The following is an 11,978-nucleotide window of genomic DNA, read 5'->3' on the forward strand; positions in this document are numbered from 1 at the left end:
ACGGCGTGGCGATCGTACGACTGCTGGTCCAGATCGGCCCTTCCGGCCGGCCGGTGCACGAGGACGTGCCGGCCGTCCGGGAGGGCGCCGGGTGGCGCCTGTCCGCGTCGCCCGGCCTGGCCATGGGCGCCGCCGCGGGCGATCTGCTGCGCGTCGGGCCGGACCACTCCTTCGAGGTGGTCGAGCGAGGCGGCAACATCGCGGTGCACGTGAGCGCCCCCGCGTCCGCCGGTGCCGACCTCGCCCGCCTCAGGGCCGAGCTGGAATCACTGGGCGGCTGGTCCGACGGGGTCGGCTGGACCAGGGACAAGTCCAGCTCCCTGACCGTGTTCACCATCCCGTTCCAGGCGGGCTTCGCCCCCGTCGAAGCCGCCCTGACCCGCTACCGCACCGCCGTCCCCGCCGGCGAGTGGTACTACGCCAACGTCTACGACCCCACCGACGACAGCACCCCGCTCAACTGGTGGCTCGACTAGCCGGCGTTCAGGAGGCGCGGTCGTCGCCGGTGGTGAGGTGGTCGCGCAGGTCGTCGGCTTCCGGCAGGTCGAGCTCGGTGTACAGGGTGGTGGCCTGCTGGTAGTGCCGGCGGGCCTGGGCGGTGTCACCGAGGGCGCGGTGCGCGTGGCCGAGCCCGGCGTGGGCGTTGGCCTGGGTGTCCCGCGCACCGATCTCGTTGGCAATCGTGAGTGCCGCGAGGTGGTGGGTGAGGGCGTCCTTCGGCCGGCCGGCGGCGCGGGCGACGTCGCCCAGGCTGTTGAGCGCCCAAGCCTCGAAGTGCCGATTGCCGATCCTGCGGGCGATGGCGAGTGCCTCCCGGTAGTGGCCGACGGCCTGAGCGGGCCTGCCGAGGCGGCTCTGGAGGGCGCCGAGGCCGTGCAGCGCTCCGGCTTCGCCGTCGAGGTTGCCGATCCGGCGGTACCGGGCCAGCGCCTCGTGGAGGTGGTCAGAGGCCGATTCGTAGCGACCGAGCCGCGCCTCGACGTCACCGAGGTGCTTGAGCGCGATGGCTTCGGCGTCGCGGTTGTCGGTCTGTCGTGACAGGGTCAGCGCCCTCCGGTGACGCTCCGCCGCCGCGTCGTGGTGGCCCAGACGCCCTTCGATCTGGCCGAGGTTGTTCAGCGTGTTGATCTCGATGGCCCGGTCGCCGGACGGACGGGAGACGGCCAGGGCTCGTGCGCAGTGGTCGGCGGCTGCCCGGTAGCGGCCCGACCGTGCTTCGATCACACCGAGGTTGGCGTGCGCACGGGCTTGGCCGACCAGGTCACCGGTCCGCCGGAACAGCAGTAGGGCGTGCCGGAAGTGCTCGGTGGCGATCGGGTAGCGACCCAACTGCGTGTGGGCGCCGCCGAGGCCGATCAGCGCGTGGGCCTCCGCGTCCGGGTCATCCGCTTGCCGGGCGGCGTCCCGGGCGTGGCCGTGGATCGCCAGCGCCTCGGTGGGGTGATCGCAGGAGAGGTAGCGGAACAGCGTGGTCGACAGCCGGGTGGTGTGCGCGGTCCAGCCATGGGCCGCGGTGTGCGCGGCGACGGCGACGAGTGTCGGGCGTTCGGTGTCCAGCCACGCTCGCGCCGTGGTCGGACCGTTCAGAGCCGGGACCGGTGGTCCTGCCGCGGGGCGGTGGACCCGGGCCGGGAAGAGGGTGTCCATCGCGGCCGTGGCGGTGGCCAGGTAGTGGTCGAACAGCCGGGTCCGGGCGGCGCGGCGTTCGGGTGGGCGGTCCTCGTCGACGGCCTGGGACGCGGCGAAGTCGCGGACCAGGTCGTGGTAGGAGTACCGGCCTGGAGCGCTCTGTTGCAGCAGGTGGTCGGCGCACAGGTCGTCCAGGAGTAATCGGACGGTCGCGGCGTCCGCGTCGGCAAGTGCGGCTGCCGCGTCGGTGTCGAAGTCCTGACCGGGGTGCAGCGCCAGGAGCCGGAGCAATCGTCGCCGGTCGGCGGAGAGGTGCCGGTAGGACAGGTCGAGCGCGAGTTCGACCCCCGTGTCCAGGCGCCGGTCGCGGTGGCGTTCGTCGAGCCGGTCGGCGTGGTCGGTGAGGGTCCAGCCGGGCGTGGCACGGATGTGTGCGGTGACCAGGCCGAGAGCCAGCGGCAGGTGGCCGCAGCGCCGTGCGATCCGCGCCGCCGCGCCCGGGTCCGGGCCGACCGGCACGCCGGGCGTGGCCTGGGCGAGGAACCGTTCACTCTCGTCGGGAGCGAAGACGTCCACCACGAGGTGCGTCGCCGGGCGAAGACCGGCGAGACGCCGCCTGCTGGTCACCACGACGGGGCATCCGGGGACGTCCGGGAGCAGAGGGCGGACCTGGTCGGCGGAGGCGGCGTTGTCGAGCACGACCAGGGTTCGGGTGCCCGCGAGCCGGTTGCGGTAGGCGGCGGTGCGGGCGTGCAGGTCGCGAGGGACCAGTTGGCCGGGCATCCCGAGGATTCGCAGGAACCCGTCCAACACCGCGGCCGGGTCGACCGGGGGTTGGGCGGGGTCGGGGTGCAAGCCCCGCAGGTTGACGAACAGCACCCGGTCGAAGGGGTCCTGGTGGGCGAGCAGGTGGCCGACGTGGACGGCGAGGCGGGTCTTGCCGACGCCTGCCATGCCCTCGATCGCGGAGATCACCACCGGTGCGGGCGCCCGGGCGCCGCGTGACAGCGCCTCCACCAACCGGTCGAGTTCGGCGGCGCGACCGGTGAACCCGGCCAGGTCTTGCGGCAACTCGTCCTGGACCCGGACCTGCGCCGCCGCGCGCGTCTCGCCGAGGACCACTCGCAACGCCTGCCGCCACTGCGCGACGTAACCCACGTCCGGGTGCAACGCCCGCACGACCGCCACGACGAGGTCGGTGTTGATCCTTCGCCTGCCCGCTCGGAAGCAGTCGACGACGGTCCCCCTCCGGGCCAGTTCCCCGGCCGGGAGACCCGCCTCCGTCCACGCGGCGTTGATCCGGCTCGTGATCACCTCGTACGAGGGCTCCCCCGCCCACGACTTCAACAACCGCAGGCACTCGGTGATCCCGTCGAGCGTGCGGGCACCACCCGGGTCGGGGAGCGACACGCACCCAGCCTAGGCCTGACGGCGACGAGGCAGCTGTGGATTCGTTTGGGATGTGCGCACGTCCGACCGGATGACGGGAGAGTCGAGGAGTCCGGGTGCGAGGGGGAAGCAGGCGAGCCCGGACGACGCGGCGGAGCCGGTTGAGCCCGGCCACTCCAGGGCCACGCGGTTCCCGGCTCCGCTGCGACACAATCGAAGCGGGTCTTCAGGGACTCTCCCGGTGGCGCGAGCCCGGGATTACGTCGAGGGCCGTCGCGGGGGGGAATTCCTGCCCCGGAAATACCCAATACCGATCCCTACCCGGTGGTAGTTCCGGCCCCGCGCCGGCGGCGATGTGACTTGGATGTTAAAGATACGTGTGGACCTGTCGGGCGACGCCCGGTCACGCACGGTGCCGACCAGGCCCGAGACGGACGTTGTAGCAGGTGGGACGGGGTAGCGCAGGTACGGTCCGGGCACGTCGGGCAAGGTGGTGGTAAACGGGACGTTACGTCACGCTCACCACCTCCACCGGGATAACGTGCGAATGTCAATCCTTTCTTGGCAGCCACCCTGCCGGCCCCTATCGTGACTGACCGAGCAGGGTCAATAAACGACCGACTGCCGAATTTGCGATTCACTATTACCTCGGAGGTGATCGCCGTGTCGAATTTCTCCGCCGGCAGCGTTCGTCCGGACGGTGCGGAGAAAGATTCCGAGATCGGCGACTCGCTGCTGCGCCTGGCCAGGCACTTCCAGCGAGGCGAGACCTCCGCGGACGGGCGCACCCTGCACCAGATCGGTGGCCGCGGCGCCGACGTGTTCTACCGGGACCGGTGGGCCTACGACAAGGTGGTCCGCTCCACCCACGGGGTGAACTGCACGGGCTCCTGCTCGTGGAAGGTCTACGTCAAGGACGGCGTGATCACCTGGGAGTCGCAGCAGACCGACTACCCGTCGATCGGTCCGGACAAGCCGGAGTACGAGCCCCGCGGGTGCCCGCGCGGCGCCTCCTTCTCCTGGTACACCTACTCCCCCGCCCGCGTGCGCTACCCGTACGTGCGCGGCGTGCTGCTGGAGTTCTACCGCGAGGCGAAACAACGGCTGAAGGACCCGGTGCTCGCCTGGGCCGACATCGTCGAGGACCCGGAGAAGTCCCGCCGGTACAAGGCCGCCCGCGGCATGGGCGGGTTCGTGCGCGCCGAGTGGTGGGAGGCGGCCGAGATGGTCGCCGCCGCGCACGTGCACACGATCAAGCGCTACGGCCCGGACCGGGTCGCGGGCTTCTCGCCGATCCCGGCGATGTCCATGGTCAGCCACGCGGCCGGGGCGCGGTTCGTCTCGCTGGTCGGCGGCTCGATGCTGAGCTTCTACGACTGGTACGCCGACCTGCCGGTGGCGAGCCCGCAGGTGTTCGGCGACCAGACCGACGTGCCGGAGTCGGCGGACTGGTTCGACGCCGGGTACCTGATCATGTGGGGCTCGAACGTCCCGGTCACCCGCACGCCCGACGCGCACTACATGACCGAGGCGCGCTACCGCGGCCAGAAGGTCGTCGTGGTCTCACCGGACTACGCCGACAACACCAAGTTCGCCGACGAGTGGCTGCCCGCGCGCCCGGGCACCGACGCCGCGCTCGCCATGGCGATGGGACACGTGATCCTGCGGGAGTTCTTCGTCGAGAAGACCACCCCGTACTTCACCGACTACGTCAAGCGGTACACCGACCTGCCGTTCCTGGTCACCCTGACCGAGACCGACGACGGTCACGTGCCGGGGAAGTTCCTCACCGCCGCGGACCTCGGCGACACCACCGAGGGCGCGGAGTCCAAGACGGTCCTCCTCGACGCCGACGGCAAGCCGGTGGTGCCGCCCGGATCGCTCGGACACCGGTTCACCGACTCCGGGCAGGGCAAGTGGAACCTCGACCTCGGCGAGGTCGACCCGCTGCTGTCGGTGCACGGCGGCGACCCGGTCACCGTCGCGCTGCCCCGGTTCGACACCTCGGAGCCGGGCGTGCTGCACCGCGGCGTGCCGACCCGGATCATCGCGGGTCGGCGGGTGACCACGGTGTTCGACCTGCTGCTCGCCCAGTACGGCGTGCGCCGCGGCGACCTGCCCGGCGAGTGGCCCACCGGCTACGACGACGCCACCCAGCCCTACACGCCCGCCTGGCAGGAGGGGATCACCGGGGTGCCCGCCGCCGCGGCCGAGCGGATCGGCCGGGAGTTCGCCGACAACGCCGAGCGCTCGAAGGGCCGGTCCATGATCCTCATGGGCGCGGGCACCAACCACTGGTTCCACTCCGACCAGATCTACCGCTCGTTCCTGTCCCTGACCATGCTCACCGGCTGCCAGGGCGTCAACGGCGGCGGGTGGGCGCACTACGTCGGCCAGGAGAAGTGCCGGCCGATCACCGGGTGGTCGACGCTGGCGTTCGGGTTGGACTGGCAGCGCCCGCCCCGGCACATGCAGGGCACCATCTTCTGGTACCTGGCCACCGACCAGTGGCGCTACGACCCGTTCACCTCGGACGTGATGTCCTCGCCGCTGGGCACCGGGCGCTTCGCCGGTCGCACCGCGGCCGACAACATCGCGCTCGCGACCCGGCTGGGGTGGATGCCGAGCTACCCGACGTTCAACCGCAACCCGCTCGACCTGGCCGACGAGGCGGAGCGGCTGGGCAAGCCCGCCGCGGACCACGTGGTGGACGGGCTCAAGTCCGGGCACCTGCGGTTCGCCTGCGAGGACCCGGACGCCCCGGAGAACTTCCCGCGCGTGCTCACCGTGTGGCGGGCGAACCTGCTCGGCTCGTCGGCCAAGGGCAACGAGTACTTCCTCAAGCACCTGCTCGGCACCGACACGAACCTGCGCGCCCGCGACGCCGACGGTGTCCGGCCGGAGGACGTGACCTGGCGTGAGGAGGCGCCGGTCGGCAAGCTGGACCTGTTGCTGTCGCTGGACTTCCGGATGACGTCGACCACGCTGTTCTCCGACGTCGTGCTGCCCGCCGCGACCTGGTACGAGAAGCACGACCTGTCCTCCACCGACATGCACCCCTACGTGCACGCCTTCTCGCCCGCGATCTCCCCGCCGTGGGAGACGAAGACGGATTTCGAGGCGTTCCACCGCATCGCCCGCGGGTTCTCGTGGCTGGCCGAGAAGCACCTGGGCAAGCGCAAGGACATCGTGGCCGTCGCGCTCACCCACGACACCGCCGACGCCACCGCGCAGCCGGGTGGGCAGGTGCTGGACTGGAAGGCCGGCGAGTGCGAGCCGATCCCCGGTAAGACGATGCCGCGGCTGGTGGTGGTGGAGCGCGACTACCCGGCGGTCGGCGAGAAGATGGCCGCCCTCGGGCCGCTGGTCGAGCAGGTCGGGCTGACCACCAAGGGCGTCACCGTCCACCCGGACGAGGAGGTGGAGTACCTCAAGGGCGCCAACGGCACGATCTCGTCGGGCATCGCGGCCGGCCGGCCGTCGCTGGCCAAGGACACCCACGCCGCGGAGGCGATCCTGGCGCTGTCCGGCACGACCAACGGTCGCCTGGCGACGGAGGGCTTCCGCGCCCTGGAACGCAGGACCGGCACCGAGCTCGCCGACCTGGCCGCGGAGAGCGAGGGCAAGCGGATCACCTTCCCCGACACCCAGGCCCGGCCGGTGCCGGTGATCACCTCGCCGGAGTGGTCGGGCAGCGAGGCGGGCGGCAGGCGGTACTCGCCGTTCACGATCAACACCGAGCGGCTCAAGCCGTGGCACACCCTCACCGGGCGGCAGCACTTCTTCCTCGACCACGACTGGATGTTCGAGCTCGGCGAGCAGTTGCCGATCTTCCGGCCACCGCTCGACATGACCGCGCTGTTCGACGAGCCGTCGGTCGGGTCGCTGAACGGCGGGGTGAACGGCGGGGTCACGGTGCGGTACCTCACGCCGCACTCGAAGTGGTCGATCCACTCGGCCTACCAGGACAACCTGCACATGCTCACGCTGTCGCGGGGCGGGCAGGCGATCTGGATGTCGGACCGGGACGCCGAGAAGATCGGCGTCAAGGACAACGACTGGATCGAGGCGGTCAACCGCAACGGCATCGTGGTGGCACGCGCGATCGTCTCCCACCGGATGCCCGAGGGCACGGTCTTCATGTACCACGCGCAGGACAAGGCCGTCGGCGTGCCGCGGACCGAGGCGACCGGCAAGCGCGGCGGCATCCACAACGCGCTGACCCGCCTGATGATCAAACCGTCGCACCTCATCGGCGGGTACGCCCAGCAGTCGTTCGCGCTCAACTACCACGGTCCCACGGGCAACCAGCGGGACGAGGTCACGACCATTCGCCGCCGCAGCCAGGAGGTGCAGTACTGATGCGCGTGATGGCACAGCTCGCCATGGTGATGAACCTGGACAAGTGCATCGGCTGCCACACGTGCAGCGTCACCTGCAAGCAGGCGTGGACCAATCGCGGCGGGGTCGAGTACGCGTGGTTCAACAACGTGGAGACCCGCCCGGGTCAGGGCTACCCGCGCCAGTACCAGGACCAGGACAAGTGGAAGGGCGGCTGGGCGCTGAACAAGCGCGGCAAGCTGACCCTGCGCACCGGCTCGCGCCTGAAGCGGCTGCTGAACATCTTCGCCAACCCGGACATGCCCACGGTGGCCGACTACTACGAGCCGTGGACCTACGACTACCAGAACCTGCTGTCGGCCCCGCCTTCGGACACCACCCCCACGGCCAACCCGAAGTCGTCGATCACCGGCGAGGACACGAAGGTGACCTGGGGCGCCAACTGGGACGACGACCTGGGCGGCGGGCCGGAGCAGATCGGCAAGGACCCCCTGCTGGGCAAGCTCTCCGAGCAGGTCAAGCTGGAGTTCGAGCAGACGTTCATGTTCTACCTGCCCCGCATCTGCGAGCACTGCCTCAACCCGTCGTGCGCGGCGTCCTGCCCGTCCGGTGCGATCTACAAGCGCGCCGAGGACGGCATCGTGCTGGTCGACCAGGACAAGTGCCGCGGCTGGCGGCAGTGCGTCACGGGCTGCCCGTACAAGAAGATCTACTTCAACCACAAGACGGGCAAGGCGGAGAAGTGCACGTTCTGCTACCCGCGGGTCGAGGTGGGCATCCCGACGGTGTGCTCGGAGACCTGCGTCGGCCGGCTGCGCTACATCGGCGTGCTGCTCTACGACGCGGACAAGGTCGGCGAGGCGGCGGCGGTGAGCGACGAGAAGGACCTCTACCCCGCGCAGCTCGGCGTCTTCCTCAACCCGCACGACCCCCGCGTGGTCGAGGAGGCCGAACGGGCGGGCATCTCCGGCGAGTGGATCGAGGCCGCGCAGAACTCGCCGGTGTACCGGCTCATCGTCGACTACCAGCTCGCGCTGCCGCTGCACCCGGAGTACCGCACCATGCCCATGGTCTGGTACGTGCCGCCGCTGTCGCCAGTGGTCGACGTGCTGAGCCAGACCGGCCACGACGGCGAGGCCGCGGGCAACCTGTTCGGCGCGATCGACGCGCTGCGCATCCCGGTGGAGTACCTGGCCGAGCTGTTCACCGCCGGTGACGTGAGCCCGGTGCGGGCCTCGTTGCAGCGGCTGGCCGCGATGCGCGCGCACATGCGCAAGGTCAACCTCGGTGAGGACGTGGACGACTCGATCGCCGCGTCGGTGCGGCTGGCGCCCGGCGAGATCGAGTCGATGTACCGCCTGCTGGCCATCGCCAAGTACGAGGACCGCTACGTGATCCCCGGCGGCGCCGGGTCGGACGCGCACCGGCTGGAGGCCCTGACCACCGGGTGCAGCCTGGACGAGGACGGCGGTCCCGGCATGACCGCGTTCGACGTGATGGCGGAGAAGTTCCAGCTGACCGACACCAACGGCGCGGCCCCACCGGACAAGACCAAGCGCATCAACCTGCTCGACTGGGACGGCGTCGGCACCGCGGGCCTGTTCCCGACCCGGGGCAACGCGACCGCGGACAACGGCACGGGCAACGGCGGCGCGGGCAACGGCGCGGTGGCCAACGGCGGCACGGGCAACGGCGCCGCGCACGAGCCGGAGGCCATCGGATGAAGGCGCTGCGCAAGCGGGACAAGGTCGACGCTCCCCCGGAGCGGGACAGTCGGCTGGTGTGGCGGATCGCCGCGCTCCTGATCGACTACCCGAGTGCGGCGGTGACCACGATGCTGCCCGACCTCCGTGCGGCGGCGGTGTCCCTCCCGGTGCCCGCCGGGCCCTCGCTCGTGTCGTTCATCGACCACGCGCTGTCCACGGCGGAGGGTGCGCTCGCGCAGCACTACGTCGAGACCTTCGACCTGCGCAAGCGCAACTGCCTGCACCTGTCGTACTACGCCTACGGCGACACCCGCAAGCGCGGCATGGCGCTGCTGCGGTTCAAGCACGCCTACCGCGCGGCCGGTGTGGAGCTGGGCGAGCACGAGCTGCCAGACCACCTCGCGGTCGTGCTGGAGTTCGCCGCGACCGCCGACCCCGTCGCCGGACGGCGGCTGCTGGTGGAGCACCGCCCGGTGCTGGAGATGGTTCGGCTGTCCCTCGCCGAGGGCGGGTCGCCGTACCTGGCCGTGCTGGACGCGGTGTGCGCCACGCTGCCGGAGATCAGCGCCGCGGACCTGCGCAAGATCGCGACGCTGGCCGCGGAGGGCCCGCCCGAGGAGGACGTGGGGTTGGAGCCGTTCGCGATGGACCCCGCGCTGCACGCCGAGTCGGGAGGACGACGATGAGCACGCTGCTGTGGCTGGCCCTGCCGTACATCGCGCTGACCTCGTTCCTGGTCGGGCACGTCTGGCGCTACCGGCACGACCAGTTCGGCTGGACGACCCGGTCCTCGCAGATGCACGAGAGCAGGCTGCTGCGCCTGGGCAGCCCGCTGTTCCACTTCGGGTTGCTCGCCGTGATCGGCGGCCACGTGCTCGGCCTGCTGGTCCCCAAGAGCTGGACCGAGTTCGTCGGCATCTCCGACGGGATGTACCACGTGGTCTCCGTGACGGCCGGGACGCTGGCGGGCGTGGCCACCGTGGCCGGCGTGGCGATCCTGCTGTACCGCCGGATCAGGGTGTCCGCGGTGCGCATGGCCACCACGCGCGGCGACACGATCATGTACGCGTTCCTCGCGGCGGCGATCGTCACCGGGATGTACAACACCGTGGGCGAGAACCTGATCGGCGGCGGCTACGACTACCGGGCCTCGGTGTCGGTGTGGTTCCGCGGCCTGTTCACCTTCTCCGCGCGGCCGGAGCTGATGACGGGCACGCCGCTCAGCTTCCAGGTGCACAACGTGGTCGTCCTGGTGCTGCTGGGCATCTGGCCGTACACCCGCCTGGTGCACGTGTTCAGCGCCCCGGTCGGCTACCTCGTCCGGCCGTACGTGGTGTACCGCCGCCGTGACCCCCAACGCCCCGACACCAGCCGTTACGCCCGCGCGTGGGGCGACCAGCACGAGTAGGACCGGGCGGGCCCGGCCGCGCGCGGGGCGTGGCCGGGCTGCCCGGTGGGGACCTTCAGCGCCGCCAGTCGTTGGGACGGCCGGTCCGCCAGTCGTTCGGGCGGCCGGTGGTGGTGATGGTGGTGTTCATGCTGGTCTCCCGTGGGGTGCTCGACGCTGGGTGAGCGTCTGGTTACCGTGTCCTCACCTGAGGTGAGGTGGTGGCTCCCATGGTCGCTGGAGGCACGGGTCGGCGCGCATCCCCGGTGCGGTGGTGTCGTGGCTGGTCGCTGTGGCGGGCGCCACGCGCGGTCTTGTTCTACGTGTTGGGTGTGGAGCTGGTGGCGGTCGTCGCGGTGGTGGCCAGCGCGACCGTGACGCCGGTGACGGCACGGCACTGGGTGTGGTTCGGCGTGCTGGCCGGTGCGGCGGTGGTGCACTTCGAGGCCGCGCGCGGGCTGGAGCGGGTGCGGGAGGTCGCGGCCGAGGGCAGCCCCTACGCGCATCCGCAGTCGATCTGGCTGTTCGCGGGCGTGCTGGTGCTGCCGCCGCCGTTGCTGGCCGGGTTGGTCGCGGTGAGCTACGGCTACGGGTGGCTGCGGATCTACCGGCACAGCCCGCTGCACCGCAAGGTCTTCTCCGCCGCCACGGTGCTGCTGGGCTGCTGGTCGGCGGGCGCGATCCTGCTGGCGGTGCACCCGGACCGGGCGCTCCCGCACGCCGCGCAGCTGACCGGTCCGGTCGACCTCGGGATCCTGGTGGCGGCCGGTGTGGCGTACTGGCTGGTCAACCTGGCCCTGGTGGTCGGCGCGATCCTGCTGTCGACGCCGGCGCGGCCGGGCCGCGACGTGCTCGGGCCGCTGAGCCAGCAGCTGGTCATCGCCGCGTCGATCGGTCTGGGCACGGGCCTGGCGGTGGTGCTGGTGACGGCGCCGTGGGTGATGCCGGTGCTGGTGGTGACCATGCTCGGGATGCACCTGGGGCTGCTGCTGCCGGTCTACCGCACCGCCGCCCGGGTGGACGGCAAGACCGGCGCGCTGACCTCGGTGGCCTGGACCGAGCGGGCGACCGCCGAGCTGACCCGCGCCGCGGCCACCGGTGCGCCGATGGGCGTGCTGCTGCTCGACCTCGACCACTTCAGCCACATCAACAACACCCGCGGGCACCTGGCCGGTGATCACGCGCTGCGCGCGGTGGCGACCGAGCTGCGCCGCCAGGTCCGCGACGGCGACCTGGTGGGCCGGTGGGGCGGGGAGGAGTTCGTGGTGCTGCTGCCCGGCGCCGACCCGACCGCGGCCCGGCAGGTCGCCGAACGGATCCGCGCCGCGGTGCGGGCGCCGCTGACCGACCTGCCCGGCACGGTCCACGGCGATCTGAGCATCACCGCGTCGCTGGGGGTGGCGGCGTACCCGGCCCATGGCGAGACCGTCGACGAACTGCTGCTGGCCGCCGACACCGCCCTGTACCGGGCCAAGAGGAACGGGCGGGACCGGGTGGAGTCCGCACCGGCCGGCACCGCGGGCTGA

Annotated in this window: 7 protein-coding genes; 6 read left to right on the plus strand and 1 reads right to left on the minus strand. The window is 71.4% G+C overall.

Annotated elements, in window-relative coordinates:
- The first annotated feature begins 5 nt into the window (after positions 1–5).
- Positions 6–476 carry a DUF4265 domain-containing protein gene (locus ACYVLT_RS33890; RefSeq protein ID WP_461124235.1) on the plus strand — a complete coding sequence of 157 codons (471 nt, stop codon included), beginning with the start codon at positions 6–8 and terminating at the stop codon, positions 474–476.
- Positions 477–483: 7 nt separating this feature from the next.
- On the opposite strand, the gene ACYVLT_RS33895 is transcribed toward ACYVLT_RS33890, so the two are convergent.
- On the minus strand, positions 484–3,039 hold the full coding sequence (locus ACYVLT_RS33895; protein WP_461124236.1) for an ATP-binding protein: 2,556 nt from the start codon (positions 3,037–3,039) through the stop codon (positions 484–486).
- Positions 3,040–3,681: 642 nt separating this feature from the next.
- Here ACYVLT_RS33895 and ACYVLT_RS33900 point away from each other — a divergent pair.
- From ACYVLT_RS33900 to ACYVLT_RS33920, 5 genes are all read left to right on the plus strand, one after another.
- Complete coding sequence (locus ACYVLT_RS33900) at positions 3,682–7,380, plus strand: nitrate reductase subunit alpha (protein ID WP_461124237.1); 3,699 nt, start codon at positions 3,682–3,684, stop codon at positions 7,378–7,380.
- Positions 7,380–9,083, plus strand: a complete 1,704-nt coding sequence (narH, locus tag ACYVLT_RS33905) for a nitrate reductase subunit beta (protein WP_461124238.1) — start codon at positions 7,380–7,382, stop codon at positions 9,081–9,083. Before ACYVLT_RS33900 ends, narH begins: the two co-directional genes overlap by 1 nt.
- Positions 9,080–9,751, plus strand: coding sequence for a nitrate reductase molybdenum cofactor assembly chaperone (narJ, locus tag ACYVLT_RS33910; protein WP_461124239.1), 672 nt, complete (start codon positions 9,080–9,082; stop codon positions 9,749–9,751). The genes narH and narJ overlap by 4 nt, the downstream gene beginning before the upstream one ends.
- Positions 9,748–10,473 (plus strand): respiratory nitrate reductase subunit gamma, encoded by a 726-nt coding sequence (gene narI, locus ACYVLT_RS33915; protein ID WP_461124240.1) that lies wholly within the window; start codon positions 9,748–9,750, stop codon positions 10,471–10,473. The genes narJ and narI overlap by 4 nt, the downstream gene beginning before the upstream one ends.
- A 209-nt stretch (positions 10,474–10,682) precedes the next feature.
- Positions 10,683–11,978, plus strand: coding sequence for a GGDEF domain-containing protein (locus ACYVLT_RS33920; protein WP_461124241.1), 1,296 nt, complete (start codon positions 10,683–10,685; stop codon positions 11,976–11,978).

It is taken from the genome of Saccharothrix stipae (assembly GCF_054781895.1).

Bases quoted from the DNA above. Each gene is read 5' to 3' on its own strand.
- narH (WP_461124238.1), top strand. From the start codon at position 7,380: ATGCGCGTGATGGCACAGCTCGCCATGGTGATGAACCTGGACAAGTGC.
- narJ (WP_461124239.1), top strand. From the start codon at position 9,080: ATGAAGGCGCTGCGCAAGCGGGACAAGGTCGACGCTCCCCCGGAGCGG.
- narI (WP_461124240.1), top strand. From the start codon at position 9,748: ATGAGCACGCTGCTGTGGCTGGCCCTGCCGTACATCGCGCTGACCTCG.
- ACYVLT_RS33920 (WP_461124241.1), top strand. From the start codon at position 10,683: ATGGTCGCTGGAGGCACGGGTCGGCGCGCATCCCCGGTGCGGTGGTGT.